Source organism: Streptacidiphilus sp. EB129 (assembly GCF_041262645.1).
In the GTDB taxonomy this organism is placed as follows: Bacteria; Actinomycetota; Actinomycetes; order Streptomycetales; family Streptomycetaceae; genus Streptacidiphilus.
On sequence record NZ_JBGCCS010000003.1, the window covers coordinates 292835 to 309630 of the forward strand.

At 69.6% G+C, this 16796-nt stretch carries 34 protein-coding genes; 2 read left to right on the forward strand and 32 right to left on the reverse strand.

Annotation, left to right across the window (positions count from 1 at the left end; all coding sequences use genetic code 11):
• Positions 1–5: 5 nt before the first annotated feature.
• From ABH925_RS05760 to ABH925_RS05810, 11 genes are all read right to left on the reverse strand, one after another.
• Positions 6–185, reverse strand: coding sequence for a hypothetical protein (locus tag ABH925_RS05760; protein WP_370145791.1), 180 nt, complete (start codon positions 183–185; stop codon positions 6–8).
• A gap of 94 nt (positions 186–279) precedes the next feature.
• Positions 280–621: a hypothetical protein gene (locus ABH925_RS05765; protein ID WP_370145792.1), complete on the reverse strand. Its 342-nt coding sequence runs from the start codon at positions 619–621 to the stop codon at positions 280–282.
• The gene (locus ABH925_RS05770; protein ID WP_370145793.1) at positions 618–818 is read right to left on the reverse strand and encodes a hypothetical protein; all 201 of its coding nucleotides are present in this window, start codon (positions 816–818) and stop codon (positions 618–620) included. Before ABH925_RS05770 ends, ABH925_RS05765 begins: the two co-directional genes overlap by 4 nt.
• The gene (locus tag ABH925_RS05775) at positions 811–1245 is read right to left on the reverse strand and encodes a hypothetical protein (RefSeq protein ID WP_370145794.1); all 435 of its coding nucleotides are present in this window, start codon (positions 1243–1245) and stop codon (positions 811–813) included. Before ABH925_RS05775 ends, ABH925_RS05770 begins: the two co-directional genes overlap by 8 nt.
• A complete protein-coding gene (locus tag ABH925_RS05780; RefSeq protein WP_370145796.1) occupies positions 1245–1421 on the reverse strand; it encodes a hypothetical protein in 177 nt (58 codons plus the stop codon). The genes ABH925_RS05775 and ABH925_RS05780 overlap by 1 nt, the downstream gene beginning before the upstream one ends.
• Entirely contained in the window at positions 1421–1690 is a 270-nt protein-coding gene (locus ABH925_RS05785) for a hypothetical protein (RefSeq protein ID WP_370145797.1), read from the reverse strand. Before ABH925_RS05785 ends, ABH925_RS05780 begins: the two co-directional genes overlap by 1 nt.
• On the reverse strand, positions 1687–1959 hold the full coding sequence (locus ABH925_RS05790) for a hypothetical protein (RefSeq protein WP_370145798.1): 273 nt from the start codon (positions 1957–1959) through the stop codon (positions 1687–1689). Before ABH925_RS05790 ends, ABH925_RS05785 begins: the two co-directional genes overlap by 4 nt.
• A 60-nt stretch (positions 1960–2019) precedes the next feature.
• Positions 2020–2727 (reverse strand): PP2C family serine/threonine-protein phosphatase, encoded by a 708-nt coding sequence (locus tag ABH925_RS05795; RefSeq protein WP_370145799.1) that lies wholly within the window; start codon positions 2725–2727, stop codon positions 2020–2022.
• A 2-nt stretch (positions 2728–2729) separates the two neighbouring features.
• Positions 2730–2933, reverse strand: coding sequence for a hypothetical protein (locus ABH925_RS05800; RefSeq protein WP_370145800.1), 204 nt, complete (start codon positions 2931–2933; stop codon positions 2730–2732).
• Between the two features lie 28 nt (positions 2934–2961).
• Positions 2962–3132 (reverse strand): hypothetical protein, encoded by a 171-nt coding sequence (locus ABH925_RS05805; RefSeq protein ID WP_370145801.1) that lies wholly within the window; start codon positions 3130–3132, stop codon positions 2962–2964.
• A 12-nt stretch (positions 3133–3144) separates the two neighbouring features.
• A complete protein-coding gene (locus ABH925_RS05810; protein WP_370145802.1) occupies positions 3145–3483 on the reverse strand; it encodes a hypothetical protein in 339 nt (112 codons plus the stop codon).
• Positions 3484–3654: 171 nt separating this feature from the next.
• Here ABH925_RS05810 and ABH925_RS05815 point away from each other — a divergent pair, with 171 nt between their 5' ends.
• On the forward strand, positions 3655–4206 hold the full coding sequence (locus tag ABH925_RS05815; RefSeq protein ID WP_370145803.1) for a hypothetical protein: 552 nt from the start codon (positions 3655–3657) through the stop codon (positions 4204–4206).
• A gap of 71 nt (positions 4207–4277) precedes the next feature.
• Here ABH925_RS05815 and ABH925_RS05820 read toward each other — a convergent pair whose 3' ends face one another.
• The 8 genes from ABH925_RS05820 to ABH925_RS05855 all read right to left on the reverse strand — a co-directional run bounded on the left by ABH925_RS05820 (position 4278) and on the right by ABH925_RS05855 (position 9182).
• Positions 4278–4640 (reverse strand): hypothetical protein, encoded by a 363-nt coding sequence (locus tag ABH925_RS05820; RefSeq protein WP_370145804.1) that lies wholly within the window; start codon positions 4638–4640, stop codon positions 4278–4280.
• A complete protein-coding gene (locus tag ABH925_RS05825) occupies positions 4637–4984 on the reverse strand; it encodes a response regulator transcription factor (RefSeq protein WP_370145805.1) in 348 nt (115 codons plus the stop codon). Before ABH925_RS05825 ends, ABH925_RS05820 begins: the two co-directional genes overlap by 4 nt.
• A gap of 209 nt (positions 4985–5193) precedes the next feature.
• Positions 5194–5391 (reverse strand): hypothetical protein, encoded by a 198-nt coding sequence (locus ABH925_RS05830; protein ID WP_370145806.1) that lies wholly within the window; start codon positions 5389–5391, stop codon positions 5194–5196.
• Between the two features lie 112 nt (positions 5392–5503).
• Positions 5504–5698: a hypothetical protein gene (locus ABH925_RS05835; protein WP_370145807.1), complete on the reverse strand. Its 195-nt coding sequence runs from the start codon at positions 5696–5698 to the stop codon at positions 5504–5506.
• Between the two features lie 102 nt (positions 5699–5800).
• Entirely contained in the window at positions 5801–6181 is a 381-nt protein-coding gene (locus ABH925_RS05840; RefSeq protein WP_370145808.1) for a DUF4326 domain-containing protein, read from the reverse strand.
• 196 nt (positions 6182–6377) lie between these two features.
• A complete protein-coding gene (locus ABH925_RS05845) occupies positions 6378–6650 on the reverse strand; it encodes a hypothetical protein (RefSeq protein WP_370145810.1) in 273 nt (90 codons plus the stop codon).
• An 11-nt stretch (positions 6651–6661) separates the two neighbouring features.
• Positions 6662–7819, reverse strand: coding sequence for a hypothetical protein (locus tag ABH925_RS05850; RefSeq protein ID WP_370145811.1), 1158 nt, complete (start codon positions 7817–7819; stop codon positions 6662–6664).
• Between the two features lie 37 nt (positions 7820–7856).
• A complete protein-coding gene (locus ABH925_RS05855) occupies positions 7857–9182 on the reverse strand; it encodes an HNH endonuclease (protein ID WP_370145812.1) in 1326 nt (441 codons plus the stop codon).
• 135 nt (positions 9183–9317) lie between these two features.
• Here ABH925_RS05855 and ABH925_RS05860 point away from each other — a divergent pair, with 135 nt between their 5' ends.
• Positions 9318–9506 (forward strand): hypothetical protein, encoded by a 189-nt coding sequence (locus tag ABH925_RS05860; protein ID WP_370145813.1) that lies wholly within the window; start codon positions 9318–9320, stop codon positions 9504–9506.
• An 8-nt stretch (positions 9507–9514) separates the two neighbouring features.
• On the opposite strand, the gene ABH925_RS05865 is transcribed toward ABH925_RS05860, so the two are convergent.
• From ABH925_RS05865 to ABH925_RS05925, 13 genes are all read right to left on the reverse strand, one after another.
• The gene (locus ABH925_RS05865) at positions 9515–10171 is read right to left on the reverse strand and encodes a hypothetical protein (RefSeq protein ID WP_370145814.1); all 657 of its coding nucleotides are present in this window, start codon (positions 10169–10171) and stop codon (positions 9515–9517) included.
• A 160-nt stretch (positions 10172–10331) separates the two neighbouring features.
• On the reverse strand, positions 10332–11129 hold the full coding sequence (locus ABH925_RS05870) for a hypothetical protein (protein WP_370145816.1): 798 nt from the start codon (positions 11127–11129) through the stop codon (positions 10332–10334).
• A 103-nt stretch (positions 11130–11232) separates the two neighbouring features.
• The gene (locus ABH925_RS05875) at positions 11233–11457 is read right to left on the reverse strand and encodes a hypothetical protein (RefSeq protein WP_370145817.1); all 225 of its coding nucleotides are present in this window, start codon (positions 11455–11457) and stop codon (positions 11233–11235) included.
• Complete coding sequence (locus tag ABH925_RS05880; RefSeq protein WP_370145818.1) at positions 11454–11684, reverse strand: hypothetical protein; 231 nt, start codon at positions 11682–11684, stop codon at positions 11454–11456. The genes ABH925_RS05875 and ABH925_RS05880 overlap by 4 nt, the downstream gene beginning before the upstream one ends.
• A gap of 258 nt (positions 11685–11942) precedes the next feature.
• Positions 11943–12545, reverse strand: a complete 603-nt coding sequence (locus ABH925_RS05885; RefSeq protein WP_370145819.1) for a hypothetical protein — start codon at positions 12543–12545, stop codon at positions 11943–11945.
• Entirely contained in the window at positions 12542–12979 is a 438-nt protein-coding gene (locus tag ABH925_RS05890; protein WP_370145820.1) for a hypothetical protein, read from the reverse strand. Before ABH925_RS05890 ends, ABH925_RS05885 begins: the two co-directional genes overlap by 4 nt.
• The gene (locus ABH925_RS05895; RefSeq protein ID WP_370145821.1) at positions 12976–13251 is read right to left on the reverse strand and encodes a hypothetical protein; all 276 of its coding nucleotides are present in this window, start codon (positions 13249–13251) and stop codon (positions 12976–12978) included. Before ABH925_RS05895 ends, ABH925_RS05890 begins: the two co-directional genes overlap by 4 nt.
• 222 nt (positions 13252–13473) lie before the next feature.
• Positions 13474–14286, reverse strand: coding sequence for a phosphoadenosine phosphosulfate reductase (locus ABH925_RS05900; protein WP_370145822.1), 813 nt, complete (start codon positions 14284–14286; stop codon positions 13474–13476).
• Positions 14283–14471, reverse strand: a complete 189-nt coding sequence (locus ABH925_RS05905) for a hypothetical protein (RefSeq protein ID WP_370145823.1) — start codon at positions 14469–14471, stop codon at positions 14283–14285. The genes ABH925_RS05900 and ABH925_RS05905 overlap by 4 nt, the downstream gene beginning before the upstream one ends.
• Positions 14468–15196, reverse strand: a complete 729-nt coding sequence (locus ABH925_RS05910) for an exonuclease domain-containing protein (RefSeq protein WP_370145824.1) — start codon at positions 15194–15196, stop codon at positions 14468–14470. The genes ABH925_RS05905 and ABH925_RS05910 overlap by 4 nt, the downstream gene beginning before the upstream one ends.
• Positions 15193–15672 carry a hypothetical protein gene (locus ABH925_RS05915; RefSeq protein WP_370145826.1) on the reverse strand — a complete coding sequence of 160 codons (480 nt, stop codon included), beginning with the start codon at positions 15670–15672 and terminating at the stop codon, positions 15193–15195. Before ABH925_RS05915 ends, ABH925_RS05910 begins: the two co-directional genes overlap by 4 nt.
• Positions 15659–15802, reverse strand: coding sequence for a hypothetical protein (locus tag ABH925_RS05920; protein WP_370145827.1), 144 nt, complete (start codon positions 15800–15802; stop codon positions 15659–15661). Before ABH925_RS05920 ends, ABH925_RS05915 begins: the two co-directional genes overlap by 14 nt.
• A gap of 97 nt (positions 15803–15899) precedes the next feature.
• On the reverse strand, positions 15900–16757 hold the full coding sequence (locus ABH925_RS05925; protein ID WP_370145828.1) for a phage antirepressor KilAC domain-containing protein: 858 nt from the start codon (positions 16755–16757) through the stop codon (positions 15900–15902).
• Between the last annotated feature and the right edge of the window lie 39 nt (positions 16758–16796).

The following is a 16796-nucleotide window of genomic DNA, read 5'->3' on the forward strand; positions in this document are numbered from 1 at the left end:
TCGCGTCACGCCGGGGTCTCCGCCTCGAAGGGTCTCCCGCAGGCGCGGCACGCCATGGCCTGGAACGCCTCGGTGAGATCCGGGTGTTTGACCTCCTCGATGAGGTGGTCCTGCTCGGGGTCGCCGGTGGCGTGCAGGGAGGTGACGTTGGGGGAGTGGGCGTCGGCGTACTGCTGCTCGGTCATCTCGGTCTCCGGGGCTTGTTCGTGTGGTGCAGGATCACGGCGGTCACGGCCAGGACGACCGTGGCGATGGCGGCGAGGAGCAACGGCGGCAGGATCACTGTTCGCCTCCCGTGCCGTCGACGGCGTCCCGAAGGCGGCGAATCGGCAGCCAGGAGGCGTTCATGTCCTCGGCGCGGTCAGCGGGCAGCAGGGACCGGACGCGGGCCATGGCAGGGCAGGCCGCATCCCGCTCGGCGGTGAGCCGATCCAACTGGGGCAGCACGATGGCCATCACGGCGTCGGCGATCCTGCGGTCCACGGTGGCCGGGTCGCCGAGCTCGCGCCGTGCCGGGCCCACGGCGGCTTCGACGGCGATGTGCAGGTCCGTCCGGCTGGGCTGGCCGGCTTCACGGCGGGCGTGGGCGGCCATGTCGGCGGCCAGGTTCCTGTCGGTCACGGCGTGGTCTCCTTCGCGGCGTGGGTGAAGCGGTCGTGTGCGGCGCCGAGGATCCGCGCCAGCACGGCCGTCGGGGTGTTGATGCCGAGGCTGGTCTCGGCGATGTCTTCGAGGATCGGCCCGATCTCGTCGGGCAGGAATTCGATCTGCACGCATTCGCGGCCGGGGATCGTGTTCATGTAGCGGCACTCAGGCATCGGGCTGCTCCTCGGGGCTGCGGTTGAGGGGTGCGGCGGCCATGGAGGCCGCGACGATCCGCGCCCCGTACCCCGCCGCCAACCCTTCGGCAGCGGCCAGCTGGGCACGGAGCTGGCCGACCTGCCAGTTCTCGCCCCGGTAGTTGTCCATGGCCTCGCGGTACTCGAAGTGCCAGAACAGGAGCTCGCCGAGACGCTGCTCGGACTCGGCCCGCAGGCGATCGAGCTCGGCGAGCAGGGCTGCTTCGTCGGTGTCCACCACGCGGCGGGACACCGAGCAGGCTGAGCAGCGGTCGCGGCCAGAGAGGCTGCCTGTGACCCAGACGTGGCCCTTGTCGGTCTCGTCGGGGTGAGCGGCAGGGCAGATCGCCTCGGCAGTTACACGGGCGCGGATCTCTTCGAGGCGCGTGTCGGGCAGGGGCTCCATCAGGTCTCCTTGATGCGCCGGTTGATGATCGCGGTGGTCGCGTCGATGGCTTTGGCGCATTCGGCTGCTTCGAGGCGGGGGTTGTCGCCGCACTTGTGGTCGCGGCGTTCGAAGATCCGGGTGTGGCTGCCGTCGGTGCGTTCGACCTCGACGATGATCGTGGCGGTGATCTTCACTAAGGCTCCTTCGGGGTGGTGGAGGCCATAGTGCGGAGCAGGTCGGCGGCTCCCTGTAGCCCGATGGAGCACCCGTCGCGAAGCGGCGGCTCCCAGTGGTCTGACTCCAGGGCCCGGACCGAGCGGTCGAGCTCGTCAACGTGCGCGGCAGCTTCACGAAGCACCTCGACGCGGAGGGCGTCGATCAGGTCGCTGGCTTTCTCGGAGCGGTCGGGGCTGTGGTAGCCGCCGGACATTACTGCGGCATACAGGTCCTCGCGGGCGGTCACTGGCCGGCCCCGGCAGCAGCAGCGGTTCCCCGGGCGATGCTGGCTGCGGCGGTCATGCCGCGTGCCCGCTCCGTCGCCTGGCCGCTCATGCCCTCCCAGGTACGGGTCTGCTGCTCGATCTCCGTGGCGACCTGCTCGCGGATGTGCTGTTCGATCGCGGGCCAGAAGTGGGCGACCAGCGCAGCAACGTCGTTCTGCGAGAGCTGGTTCTTGAACGGCGCGGAGTAGATCAGGTTGGTGATCGAGGTGGGGATGTCGTCGGCCTGCATGTGGTGTTCCTTCGGTGGTGGGGCTGCCGATGACACGACAACCGGGGGGGTAGGCGGAGGTCAGGTGAGGTCGGCGACGAGGCAGGTCGCGTTGTCCTGGTGGGTGTTGCCGACGGCGATCGCGGTCGCGACGAGGTGCTTCGCGGCCTCAGCAGGTGCGTCGTACAGGGCGAGATCGGCGGCGAGGTCGAGGCAGGAGTCGAGGATCGGCTCGTACAGGCCGTCCGATGCCAGCAGCAGCCTGGCCCCGGAGCGGTCGTGCACGCCCGTCCACTCGGGCGCCATGGCGTCGCCGCCCTTCGGATGCCCAATGCAGCGGGTCACGATGTTCCGCGACCACACGGGGGCGGGCTGGCCGGCGGCCTCGTACTCGGCGCGCTGGTTGTGATCGGCCGTCAGCAGCTTGAGGTGGCCGTCGGGGTGGAGGAGGTAGGCGCGGCAGTCGCCGATCCACGCGACTCTCAGCAGCTTGTCGGGGCCGGTGACCGCGACGACGGCGCACGCACCGGGAACCATGCGGTCCCAGCCGGGCTCTTGGGTGATCTCGTCCTGCACGCGTTCGATGGCCTCGTGGGGTTGGAGGGTGCGAGCGGTCAGGACGGCGAGGCGCTGCGTGATCTCGCGGGTCCAGTCGCGGACCGCAGCGTCGGAGCCGATGCCGTCGAGGAGGACGAAGGCACGTCCACCATCAGCGGTGCAGCGGGTTGCGGTCGCGTCACACTGGTGACTGCGGGTGCCGATCTGCTGGGCGGTGGCGTAGGTGCGCATGGTCAGTTCCTTCCGGCGGGGCGGTGGTTGCGGTGGGACGGGACGTGGCCACAGGCACGGCATCGGAGGAGGGGGCGGGTGGCCCAGTCGGGGCGTACCGCTACAGGGTCGGCGGGGTGCGGGGTGTCGTTGCCGTCGCAGACGGGGCAGGAGTCCTGGGCCAGGACGTAGCCGTGCAGGCACAGGGGCCGGGCGGTGCTGGTCATGTCGGGGGCTCCGGTTCAGACGGCGGGGTCAGCGGTTGAGTGCGGCGAGGACCAGGACGACGACCTCACACGCGGAGATCGCGGTCGACACGGCGACGACGGCGGCCGTCGGGGTCTCGCGCGGCTTGCCGATCCGCGCGATCGACACGAGCGTGCCGAAGGCGATGAGTCCGGCGATGACGAACAGGGCGATGGACATGAGATCTCCAGTTCAAGCAGCGAGGAGCAGGTGGGCGCGGGCGGTCTTGAATGCGGGCTTCCTCGGCGAGTACTTCGCGGCGATCAGTGCGACCTCGGTCGGGCTGTACACGGCGCAGTCGCGCATCCGTCCGGCGGCGTGGACTCGGACGGTCCGGCCGGTGAGGTGGAGCTTCGCGGCGTTGGTGCGGAGCGAGCCGGCCATGCTGCGGGCGGAGCGGATGTCGAGTCCGGCGGCGATGGCGTAGGTGGTGAGGGAGCCGCCGTGGTTGCGTGCGATGCGGGCGGTGGCGCGGGTTTGGGTGGAGCGGGCCTTCAGGGTCCGGCGGGCGGTACGGCTGCTGGCGAGCATCGGAACTCCTGTGGCTACTCGGTTCGGCCCCTCGCCGTTCCTTGTGACTCCAGTATGTAGCCCTACATGTAGCCCTGTCCATAGGTATGGCGTAGCAATACGAGTAGGCATAGATGTAGCCCTCTGGCTCGCCCTATGCGTAGTACTCCACCCCATGAGACGATGCCGACCATGACCAAGAACTGGACCCCAGACCCCGAAACCGCCGAGACCTTCGCTGCCTACAGGCAGGCCATCGAAACCGAGCGCGCCCTCAAGCCCGACGTGCGGCGGCAGGCAGAGGCCGCCCTCAAAGCCGGCGCCACAGGTACGCAGCTGGCCCGGCTCACCGGCATGACGCCCGAGGTGTTCCGCCGCATGGCCCGCGACCTGGACCTCCCCGTCGACCCGCGCTACGCCGAGCGCGCCGCAGCCAGCAGGAAGCGGCCCGCCGCAGCGGAACAGCCCAGGCCCGAGCCGCGCGAGCGACCGTCCCCGACCGTGCCGGACTGGCTGGACGACTTCCCGCAGATCGCCGCACTCACCTTCGCGGAAGCCCAGGACCGCGCGCACCAGCTCAAACTCGACCGCCCGCACTGGTTCCTGGACAACCGCAACGCCTGCACCGCAGAGCCCAAGTGGATCAACCACGCCATGCTCGCCGCCGACGCAGCCGACCCCGAGAACACACCCACGATCGACGCGCCAGCCACCGCCAACCCCGACCGCACCACCACGGACTGACCCGCGCGCGCGGTCTGTACTCCGACCGTTTCCCGCCGCCGGGTGTCCAGCGGCGGCACTTCGGCACGCCCTCACGGCTGCTCACCTCCGGGCAGGTCGCGGTCGAAGACCCTGGTCCGTCCGGGCGTCCCGGCCATGTGCAGGCCGCAGACGGGCAGCCATTCGCGCCAGCCGCGGTACAGGCGCCAGCCGACGGACGGGGCGTTGCACTTGCCGCCGTCGCAGGAGCGGCCCCAGGTGGGTTCGGTCGGGGCCGGGATGGCGAGTTGCGATGCGGACGACGTGGCCACGGCGGTGACGGGTCCGGCGGGTGGCTGGCCTGCGCCGGGGCATAGGGCTGTGCGGCGGTTGTGGCGGCGGATCAGCCCGGCGGTGGTGATCTGGCGTTGGAGTCCGCAGCCGGGGCATCGGGCCTTCGGCATCGAGCCGGTCATCGGTTCACCGCCGCTGGCAGGAATCCGAGCTGGTGGGCGATCAGGACTGCGTGCGCCCGGTCTTTGGCGCCGAGCCACCGGTACAGGACCTTGTGTCGGGATCTGACCGCGGAGACCGACAGATACAGGTTCGCGGCGATCTGTGTGTCTGTCAGGCCGGCTGCCAGGTTGGTCAGGGTGTTGTTCCAGTGTTCGGGTCTGCGTCCGAGGCGGCGGGGTTTGTGTGGGAGGTGGTCGAGGAGTCCGTTGCGGCAGGCTGCGGCGATGATTCCGGCTTGGGTGTGGCCGGTTTTGGCGTGGTTGGCGGCGTGGTCGAGGTGGGTGCGGACGGTGCGGGGTGGCATGCCGAGGCGGGTGGCGGTTTCGGTGCGGGTGTGGCCTTGGGCGAGGAGTGCGACGACGGCGAGTTCGGCGGGGGACAGGCGGAACGGGCTGTGTGGCTCTGTGCGGGCCTGCGACGGCTCGGGAGCGACTGGGCCCCGCAAAGCCGCCGTGCGGGCTCCTGGGGCGTCAGGACGCGGCGGGACGGCGTACGTGATGCCCTGATGCCCGGTCACTGGTCGAGTCCCATCTGGATTGCGGCGAGTTCGACGGCTTCGGTGACGCTGATGCCGTCTTCGGAGTTGGCACGCAGCCGTTCGGCTCGGCGGGCGAGTTCCGCGGCTGCAGCACGCTGGTCGTCGGTGAACTTGAGCCACCGGCGGGGCGTCAGATCGGCCTCGCTGGGGGTGGCATCTTCGGTGTGGGTCATTTTTGGCTCTTCCCGGGGTGCGGTGCGGCCGTAGGCGGCCTCTGGGGGTGTTAGTGGCGCTCGGTGCCTGAGTGGGGGGTAAACGCCTCAGGGAGTTAACCGGCCAGTAACTTCATGCGGATGGCTTCGCTCGCTTGCTGGCATGCCTGGGATCGTCACCGCCCGTGAACGGCTTCCCGCCGTGACCCACATCCGGCGGCCGGGCCTTCGGCAGCGTCCGCATCGCAGACCGGGCGAGCGCCTCGATGTCACGGATCGTGATCTGCATCGCGCGCCCACCGGCGACGCGGATCATCGCCGACCGCATGCGGAGCTCCTGGGCTGACGGCGTCGGCGGTACGGATCTGGCTGGCATGGCTGGCTCCTGGGTGTGCGGCGGCTGGGATCTACGGCGTTACGAGACAAAGCGTCAGCAGGCGGCGGCGGGTTCGGATGGCCCGTCAGGCGGCAGGTCGGGCTGGTTGGCGATCTCCAGCAGCGCGTCTGCGTGGCACCAGTCCCGCTCGCCCGCCTCGGGCGGCTTGCACCAGCAGCACAGGTCGTGTCCGCCGAGCTCGGCGCGGACCTTGGCTTGCAGGTCGGGGCGGGCGTCGAGGAACTGCTGGAACAGTTCGACGGCGTACTGGCGGCTTCCGACGACGCCGATGAGCAGTTCGCCGTGCTTGTTGACGAACCGGTAGGGCTCGTAGAGGCGGAACGGGTTGCCCCATCGGCTGGGCCTGCTGACGACGATCGCGCCTTCGGGTTTGCGGTAGCCGCGTTGTCGGCTGAGCTGGAGTCGGGTCGGCATCAGGTGCTCCTCGGCTGGAACGTCAGGACGGTGGCGTCTGGTGCGGCGGCGATCCGTCCGGGGTGTGGCTGGGTGCGTCGTCGTCCTCGGGTGGTGCATGGATCACCTGGGCCGGCACGGCAGTGCGGGCACTGGACCTGGAGGGCGGGCGGCTTGGCGCCGAGACCGAGAGCGCGGCGGACATCGTTGATGTGGGTCACCAGTCGGGGTCGTCGTCGTAGATGTACCGGCCCTCAAGGTCGGGCTCGGGCTCGGCGAAGCGGCCGGGTTCGAGGAGCCGGTACTCGCGAACGCGGTGGTCCTCGCGGGGCTGGTCTTCCAGCTCCTCGGGTACGGCCCAGGCTGCGGTCCAGTAGTGGCCGCAACTGGGGCGGGTGTATGCCGCGATGCCGGTCGTGTCGCTGTGCTCGGCGGGGATGTCGTGGCGACTGCATCGGGGGCAGGCGTCGTCGGGGGCGAGGAAGTTCACGGGCTGGCCTTTCAGGCGGTCTTGGGGTTGGTCTTGCGCAGGGAGTCGGGCCGCGGTGCCCGCTGGCCTTCGCCCCGGGAGCACGGCAGGCAGATTCCGGTGTCGGTGAGGGTGCGGCCGTCGTTGCCGCAGGCGGTGCAGGCCTTGGCGGTGCTGGTGCTGGCGACGGTGTGGAGCCGGTAGGGGAGGTCGTCGATCCGCTTGCGGAGCACCGAGCTGTAGTTCGTGATGCCGCCGGGGTTCTCGGTGAGCTTGGCGGCGAGGTCGGCGTCGAGTTGCCAGCGGCGGCTTCGGGCGGCAGCGATGAGGGCGCTGGCGAGGGCGCGGGCTGTGACGGGGCCGAGGGTCCATGGTTTGGGCAGCGCTTCGAGGAACGCGGCGGCGTCGTTGTCTGGTTGGGCCTCGTCTCCTCCTCCGGGTTGCGCTGACGGTTCGGTCTCGGCAGCGGCGGGGGAGGGCTGGGAGGAGGAGGGAGGGGGCTCGGGGCAGGGGACAGGGGTAGGGGCAGGGGACAGGGGCAGGGGACCGCGCGCGTCATGCGCGCCCGCGGTCACGCGCGTAGAGGCTTCCCGACCCCCCTCGATAGGGGTATCGGAGGGGCTTTCCGAGGGGGGTACGGAGGGGGTTCCGGAGGGGCCTTCCGATGCCCCTGCGGGAGGCGTCGGATCGGTGCCGCGGAACGCGCTGCGGAGTGACTCGATGTGGCCGGCGACCTGATCGCGGATCGACGGGAACTTCACGTTGCCGCGCTTGGTCGGCTCGTCGCTGAGCTCATCGAGCGGGATGCGGTTCATCTCTTCGAGGAGGGCGCGCCGCAGCAGCATGGAGGAGATCTCCATGGCGCCGGACACCATGGCGCCCATGACCTTGGGCTGCTTCCATACGCCGTCGTTGCGGACGAACGAGCGGATGAGGAGTTCCTCGGTGTCGTCGTCCAGGACGATGAACCGGCCCGCGTTCAGTTCCGCGAGGGTCTTCTCCAGGTCGCTCGCGCTGAGCCCCGCGGCCTTCCGCGCCCACCGCTTGAGAGTGAGCGGGAGCAGTCCGGCGTGGTTGAGGTTGGGCTGGGAGATCAGGAACAGATACAGCCGCTGCTGTTCCTGGCTGAGCATCAGGAAGTCAGCGTCCTCCCAGATCGAGGTGAGGATGCGGCCGTGACCACGAGCCATGGTGATCTTCTTTCAAGAGGTGCGGACTGGCGGACGATCAGTTCGAGGGCTGGAGCAGTAGCTCTGCGGCCTTGAAGACGGAGAGTTGATGGGGTAGGCAGGGCGACAGGTCGGGGTCCTGGTATGCGCCTGCGGCAACGGCGGCCATGTAGATGTCGGCCACGAAGTGCTGTCCGTCGTTGATGATTCGATCAAGGGACTTCGCCATCGCGCTCCGCTGCTCTGCGGTCGGCCATGCCAGCGCGGAGCAGGCGAACGATCGAGACCAGAAGTCGACGGCGTTCTCCCGAAACGCCACCACGCCGGCTGTGGCGAGGGCTTCGTTATTGACCCCGAAGTGGGGTTCGGTGGAGAGGTGATATCCCGCGATGATCGCCGCGAGTTCGACGCGCGATTTGTGGACGCCCGCTTCATAGAGGTCGTCGCAGTTTTGGGACACGACGCTGTACAGAGCCCCGTCGGGATAGCTTTCGCAGGTGAAGCGCCACGCATCGGCCCAGGTCATGACGATGTCGTAGCGCTCCTCTTGCTCCTGTACATCGAGGCACTCCTTGATGGTGGAGGCCTGGACCATCGCCCCGCGATGTACGGCCTGCATTAGCCGGTGCGGTTCATGCGCGACTCGCTGCGCGTCCTCGCCTTCTCGCAGTTGACTGAGGCTGGCCCGAAAGTTGGCGCGCTGCTCATCGCTCGGAGACTCGTCGAACTCTCCGGTCCACGCTGCTTCCCATACGCCTGCGACCGCCTGGGCAAAGAGGTCGAGGCCTGGCATCTGGGCGTGCCTCTCGGCGGAGACGCCGAGGATGCCCCGGGCTCTTTCGTGCACTTCCTCGACGCGCTTGTTTGCGACGCCGCACATGTACCGGAAGATGTTGTCGGCGGAGACCTTCTTGTTCGCCATGCCGGGTTCGACGACATCGGGCCACGCAGACGCGGGGAGGCCGGCCAGGCGGTACCGCTCGATGCCGATGCGCCAGTCCGCGGGGAGGTCGAACGTCTTGCGGGAGTTCCCGGACGGATAGGTCCAGCTGTCCCACGCCTCCTTGAATGCGGCTCGGTAGGCGAGTTTGGGCTCCTCCTGCGCTTCCATCTCTGCGGCGGCCTGCTTGACGGCCATGGCCCAGCGGACGGCGTCGTCTGCGACTGCGGCGACGACGGGGCCGTCGGGCATGGTGCTGGTCTTGCCGGCGTTGCAGTCCTCGCAGGCAGCGACGAGGTTGTCGGCCTTATCGGTGCCGCCGAGGGCTACAGGGGTGACGTGGTCTACGGTCAGGATCGCGTCGGAGACACCGGCCCCGCAGTAGCGGCAGCGGTGTCCGTCGCGGCGGAGGATTTCGAAGCGGAGGCGCTTGGATACGGCCATGCGGATGTTCTCCTGATGGTGACGAAGCGAGGTACGTCGACACTCGCCGTGCATATGCACGACACTACCTGCGTGCATATGCACGGTCAAGCTGCCATGTGGACAGCGCGCATATGCACCGCTTACCCTGGGCGCATGGTCAGCCGAGCGAAGGACACACACACCACGAACCGCGTCGTCCGAGTCGACGACGAGGACTGGGCTGTCTACGAGCTGGCGTGCAAGGCCAAGGGGCTGACGAGGTCGGCGGACATCCGCGTGCACATCAAGCGCGAGGTGGCCGCGTTCCGGCGCAAGCAGAAGGCCGAAGCCACCGAAGCCTGACCCGCGCCTCACTGCACAACCTCCGGCATGTGGTCCTCGCCGGGTACGAGCCGCATCGCGTCGGCGTACAGCCGGTCCAGCTCGGCGAGTGCGAGGTCCTGTCGCGGGTCCTTCTCGGCTTCGGCGCGCAGCAGCGGCAGCCCCGAGTCGATCGACGCCATGACCTCGGCGCGTGTGGCCGTGCGGCCTTCGGCGTACCAGCGGACGTCGGTCGGGTCGCCGACGTCGAACAGGCCGTACTGCCGGTCGAGTCGCCATGTGCGCGACGTCCAGACGAGGGCGACACCCGGGTTGCGGGCGATCATGATGCCGTCGGGCTGGACCGCATCGTCGGGCAGGTTCGAGGTGCGGCGGCGCATCTGCGGCCGGGTCAGGAACGGGCAGGCGCGGGCCGCGTAGTCGGCGCAGTCACGGTGCGACGGCGGCTCGGGCGAGACGCGGTTGATCGAACACATCGGGCCGATCACGAACGCCGCGTTCGCGCCGAGGCGGTCCCCGCACAGCCAGCAGCACCGGAACCGCACAGCGTCCGTGACGCCGCCGGCCCGCACGACCCGGAAGTCGGGGGCACCGTCGATCCAGGCCACGAACCACGGCACGGGCCTGCCGGCGTGGTCGCGGGGGAGGCGGGCGATGCGCGGCGGCATGTCGGGCAGGGCGGTCACTGTGGCTCCTGGTCTTGTACGGGTCGAATGAATGCGGGCCATCCGGCTTGGCCCCACGGCGAGTGCGGATCGCAGAACACCCCGCCGGGGTAGAGCCGCCCTGGCTGCCCGCATCGGCCTTCGGGTAGGCCCCAGCAGCAGCCGGGCGGACGCTCCGCGGTCACGGGCCGCCGGCCCGGGACAGGGCCTTCTCGACGCCGTTCCACGACCGGAAGTCCAGGCGCTCGGCGATGCGGTCCCGGTCGATTCCGAGCGCCTCAAGGAACGCCACATCCTCGGCGACGGCTGCCGGCCGGGGTGCCCGCTCGCCGAGGTCGGGTACGGCCTGCGGGTCGTCGATGTCGTCCCAGGCGAGCGGTGGTGCCCAGCCTTCACGCCGGGCCCGGAGCCGGGTTTTGGTGCTGCGGCCGACCGTCATCGACAGGTCGTCGTACAGGCGGCGGATGGCGCGGTCTGCGCCCACGGTGATGCTCTTGTTCTGGCCGGAGATGATCTCTTCGATGCTGGAACTGCTGACGGGGCTGCGGCGCACCAGTTCGGTGTGGGCGTGGCCAAGGGCGTACAGGGCCCGCAGGCGTCGCATCGCACCGATGGAGCTGATGAACCCGGTCGCGGGCCGGCTGTGGGGGCGTACGGCGAGGATCCGGTCCGCGGTGGAACGCAGGACCGTGGCGAACTGTTCGACGTAGATCTCCCGGGGTGTGCTGGGGGAGGTGCCTGCGGCGTTGGCGATCTGACCCCAGCTCATGTCGGCGGCGCGAAGCTCGGCGAGGTGCGCGATGACCGGTCCGGCGGGGATCTTGTGGGGGTTGCCTTCGAGGCGTCGGAGTCTGCGGGCTTCGGTGCGCTGTCCGACCATGCGGGTGCAGACGGGGCAGCGGCATCCGGGGCGGGTCTTGTTGCCCTTGTAGCGGGCTTCGGTGCCGTGCGCGGGAGTGGGCCGGACTGCGGTGGTCACTGGTTCCCCCTTTCGCGGGGCCGGTAGAGGGGTGCGGTGAGGAGTCCGTACAATCCGGCGATGAGCCAGACGCAGATGCAGATCACGGGCCACGGGTGGGTGGTCACGGGGCCTCCGTGGTGGTGATGCGGCTGCCGTGGATGGGGTGGCGGCGGACCGGGTTGTCGGGCTGGTAGTGCAGGCCGGCCATGAACAGCACGGTGTCTTCTTCCTCGCGGCTGGTGGTGCGTTTGAGGACGGTGCGGAACGCTGCGGCCCGGACGGAGGCGGTGGTGGCGGACAGCGGGATGCGGTTCGCGCGTTCACCGGGCTCGGGGTGGCTGGTCATGGCGTGCACCTGGGGTCGTGGGCGGGGAGGGCCCAGATGTGTTCTGCGGTCTGTTCGTCGGCGCGGGCTTGTTGGAGGTCGGTGTCGGGGCCGGCGCTCCATTCCCAGCGGCGCCTGTCGGGGTGGGTGATGGCGTGCCAGGCGAAGGCGATGATCACGATGAGGATCAGCGGCACCGCGAGCACGGCGGCGTAGACGTAGGCGGCGTACCAGCCGACGCGGCTCATCGGTCGCCCCGGTCGGGGCTGAGGCCGTAGCTGATGAGGGCGGCGGCGATGAATCCCGCGGCGGCGAGCATCCAGTTGGGGTGGCGCATCGTGGCGAGAAGCAGGTGCAGCATCGGGGTCTCCAGGTGGGCCGGGCGCGCAGGTCGCTGAACTGCGCGCCCGGCAGTGGGTTGGGTTAGGGGAGGAGCCAGTCGGCGAGGTCGGCGACGATTTCGGCGGCGGTCTCCCACCAGTCGGCACACCAGCGGCGCAAGCGGCTCACAGGTCACCTCCGACGACAGCGGCCACGGACTCGTGGGCCCGGTCACCAGTACCGAGGGACACGGGTGTGGGGTTCGACCACAGCGGCAGGACCGCGGTCACGATCGGCAGCGCCTGGGTGATCTCGCCCGGCAGCGGCGGCCGCATGCCGGTGTCGATGCCCAGCGCGCGGAGCCGAGTGACGTCGGTGGCCACGGTCTCCTCCTCGACCGGGGCAGCCTCAGAGACAGGCGGGGCCGGCACGTCGCTGATACGCGGCCCATCCGCAGCCGGCGCCGGGTCGGGCTGGGAGAAGCACGACTCCGGGTCGTCGGCTGCGGCCTGCATCAGCAGCGTGTCGTCGTGGGTCAACTGGGGCCTGTAGAACTCCAGGTCCAGGGTCAGCCGATGTACCTGGTCGGCGAGGCTCTCGGCGAGGCACCACGGGCAGTCGCCGGGCACCTCGGTCGTCCACCACGCCGGGTGCTCGGCCTTGCTGGCCGAGCACAGCACCTCGGTGAGGTTGCACGGGACGGTGGCCCGCTGCGGGGTGACGGCCGTGCTGCGGCGGCTGCCGTTGCCGGGCGCGAAGACCTCGGCGACGCGAGTGAGCAGGCTCATGCCGACACCCGCTCTGCATGCCGGGTCAGGCTCTCGGCGGCGTGACTGTCGATGCGGCGCAACTGCTCCAGCAGCGTGTTGCGGTGATGCCGGGCTGCGGCCTGCTCGGCGAAGTCGCGGGCCAACTCCTCCGCCCGCTCCCGCGTCCACCGGTACACGGTGTTGCGGGGCGCCCGGCCGTCCATGTCCCGCCACGTGCGCCCGTCCCACCACGACGGTGTGCGGCGTCCGGTGTTGCTGTCGATCACGGCCCAGCTGTCGCCGTGCCGGTGCATCGCGATGTAGGCGGCGCGGCCGTCGGCATGACCCGTGATCAGGAACCGGTGCTCGTACACGGTGTCGTCGACGAGAGGCCGCCGCTCCAGGTCGGCCTTCAGGCGGGTGATCTCCGCGCGGAGGAGCTGCGTCGGTGTCGGACGATGCTGCTGCGTCACCGCGCACCACCGTTCGTACGCACGGTCGCCGCCAGAGCGCGGTAGCGCTCGATCACGTCGATCGCCTGCTCGTTGGTCAGCCCCGCGTCCCGCAGCGGACGGCACGGCCACATGACCGGTGCCTCGTCGAACGCCTCGGCGTCCTCGGGGGTGCAGTGCAGGCAGTAGAAGCCGCCGAACAGCAACTCATCCCAGTCGTGCAGGGAGAGGAGCGCGGGCAGGCCGGGGTTGTCGGTGCTGGTGGGGTCGGGTTCAGGCTGTGGGGTAGCCATAGCGTTCTCCGGTAGGTGGGTTGAGGGTTGAGGATCAGGTGGGGTCGAGTGGCGTTGTCGTCCCGCACCGCAGGCACGTGAACGAGCGGTCCCCTATGACCGCCGGATGGGTGCCGCCGCAGGGCAGGCAGTCCCAGCGCGGTGCTGCACGCCAATCCGGCGGCTCCGGCTCGGCGACGGGGTGGGCTCTGGCGCGGGCCCGGCGCAGACGCAGGGCGGGGCTCACGTCATGCACCACCCGGAGTCGCAGTTGCCGTCGGACTCGTCGAACATCGGCAGCAGATCCACACCGTCCGGGATGGCCTCCCGCAGCGGCTTGTTGAACCGCGTCAGCCACACGTGGTCCTTGCCAAGCTCGTCTCGGCGGCGGTTGAGGAGCTCCTCCAACTCGCATGCCTTCGCGAACTCTTCGGGCTCGTCGCGGCGCATGTCGTGCCAGGTCTCGGGCCGATGGAAGGGGCAGAAGAAGCACGCGGACTTCGGCGGCACGGGCAGGCCGGCCTCGCGGATGACCCGCGCGCAGTCGATGCGCCTTAGGCCGAGGTCGAGCAGCGGATAGACGATCTTCTCGTGGGGCTCGCAGCGACGGTTGTTGGCCCTGTGGATCTCGTCGACACTGATCCCGATCCCGATAGTTGCCGGGTGCAGCGCTGTCGCACCACGGCGCTTCAACTCCCGGCCGATCACCGCGATCTTGTAGTCGGCGGTGCAGGAGCGGGTGCCCGGGGCCCCGTTGGACATCCGTACCGGGATCTTCAGCGACTTGGAGCCCTCGCGGGTCAAGTCCTCCCAGAGGGTGCGGCTCTCGCCAGTGCGCTGCATGACGCGGTGCACTGTCACCAGGTCGATTCCATGCTCGGCCGCGAACGGACGCGAGTACTCCTCGACGTACCGCAGCGTGGCCTTGCGCTCGGAGTCGTCGCCGACATTGGAGAACAGGAATAGCGGGAAGTCGATCAGGCCCTGGGCAGCCAGCACCAGGGCGGCCGTCGACTGGACGCCCCCCCCGTAGGAGAAGGATCGGAGAGTGGTCATGACGCGCCTTCCTGGCGTTCGATGGGGCAGCCGCAGACGTTGTCGAAGTGGTTCCGGTACTGCCCGCCGTGCTCAGGGCACTGGACCCACGACTGCCGCAGCAGACCAGCACCCACCAACGACACCGGCTGCCACTCCAGCGGAACCGGCTGCGGGGTGCGGCGGGGGAGAGGGAAGAGACTCACGACGCACCGCCCGACCGCAGCGGCCAGCTACCGTCGATCACGACCGTCGGATCCTGCTTCTCGCCAGCCTTCGCCGACCGGAAGTACTCCTGCAAGCCAGCAGCCTGATCCGCGGCCCAGCCCTGCTGCGCCTTGAACAACTCGACCGGCGACAGTTCCGACAACCGCGGGTACCGCTCGGCGATCTGACCCATGACCAACACCGCAGCCAGAGCGTCAGCCTCGGCGGTGTGCCAGTCCTTCAGCTCGACGCCGTAGTGCTCGCAGGTCGGCTTCAGCTTCCGCTTGCCCTTGCGGTACTTGTCGACGGTCTTGTCGATCACGAACGGATCGAGCAGTCGGACGGGGTGACCGCCGATACGCGCCGTCATCGACGAGAGGCCGTTGCGGGCCAGATCGCGGTCCAAGACGGTCCAGTCGAAAGCAGCGTTGAACGCGACCAAGGGCATGCCGTAGGCGAGGGCGGCGCGGAGCTTGTCCGCGAGGTCCTCCAGGGCGACCTTTGGGTCCTGGCCCTCAGCCGCGGCTTTCTCGTTGCTGATGCCGTGGGCCTCGATGGCATCCGGCTCGGAGGGGATGCCGGGGTTGACCAGCCAAGTGAACGTCTGGTCGGGCTTGCCGCCGCCCGTGAACACCAGGGCCGCGGTGACGATGCGGGCGGTCAGCGGGTCGGCGGACGTGGTCTCGGTGTCGAATCCGCACGCGCGGATCTCGGAAAAGCTCACGACGCCGCCTCCGCCCGCTGCTGCTCGCCGACCCACGGCGCCGTACCGCGGTGCGCATCGGCTGCCTCGGACGCGGCCTGCATGAACTGCAGGCGCAGGTCCAGGGCACGCCGCGCAGACCGCTCACGCCGCAGCTGCGTCAGCAGGTCCGGGGTGTCCTCGGGCGTCCACTCCGGGGCCTGCGACATCAGCTCCAGGACGCTGAACGCCGTGTCTCGCTCGCCGACGAGACGCACGATGTCGCCGTCCCGCTCCGCCAGGCGCTTGCGGAGCACCTCGATCTCGCGGTCCTTCGCCGCGGCCTGCGCCTTCCAGCCGGCCAGCTCCGCGGCGTCGGTCTTGTCCATCGCACGGGCGGCGACCTTCGCAGCGTTGCCCAGGTCAGCCACGTCGTGCTCGAACTCGGCGATCCGGTCCGCCTGCTGACGGATGGTGGCCTGCAGTTCCTCGATCCGCGTCTGCTTACTGCCGAGCATCGCCGGCCTCCTCCCGCGTGCGGTTGATAGCGGCGTGCAGCTCGACCAGGCCCACCGTCAGGTGCAGCTCAGCCAGCACGCTCATGGGCTCCGGGCCCGACTGCGCTTCGATGTCCACGTCGGCACTCATCTGCCACCTCTGTGGCGCCACTTGTTCACGGCCATCCGCACCCAGCCGCCCACCACAAACACGGCCGAGCAAGCCACCACAACCGTCCCGACGCCGCTCATCCGAGCTCACCCGCCGGACGCTGCTGCGGCAGCTGCACCACGTTCGGGCGGCCGGCATGGCTCAAGGTCGGCCGGTCCTCGCGCAACTCGAACTGCAGCCAGCGCAGGCCCTTCGGCGTCGCCACCGTCGAGGCGACGGCCTTGCCGTTCACGATGTCCGTACGCACCTGGAAGTAGCCGCGCTCGATGTACTTCTGCTCCGGCAGCGTCGACCCCTGCAGGATGATCCCCATCCCGCGCAGCAGGTTCAGCAACCGGGTGCGGCCGATCGTGCCGGTCGCCGGGGACAGGATCTTCGCGACGGCGCTCATGTCGAAGCAGCCCTCGGCGGCGATCAGATCGTCGTAGCCCTCCGCTTTGGGCTGCATGTCAGCGAGCCGGTTGGCCATGTCGGCGTTGCTCGTGGTCAGCGCCACCACCTGGTCCTGCAAGCCGATGACCCGCCGGGCCATCTCCAGTTCGCCGTTCGACTCCGGCTGAGCGATCTCGTAGCGGCCGTGCTTGCGCAACGCGGGCAGAACCTCGCCGAACACCCATGACTGGAACCGCTCGACCTGCTCGCGAATCGCCTCGTTCTTGATCCGCGCGGCCTGGCGCTGACCGATCACCCGGTACATGCCGGGCTCCGTGAGGTGCCAGACGAACTGCTCGTCGGAGGTACGCGCCAGTGCGTACCCCTTCTCTTTGTCCGGGACGGTCCGGACCATGGTCAGGGCGTCGCGGAACCCGAGGCCCTTGGCGAGCCCGGATGCCTGGACGGTGAAGCTGTCGCCGTCGGGGATGAGCTCGATGTCGAACTCGTCGTTGGCGAACCGCTCGATCGCGCTGGACGACTGGGATGGGATGATGGACATCAGGTCCTTCTTTCGTCGGGGGGATCTGTGGTTCAGGTG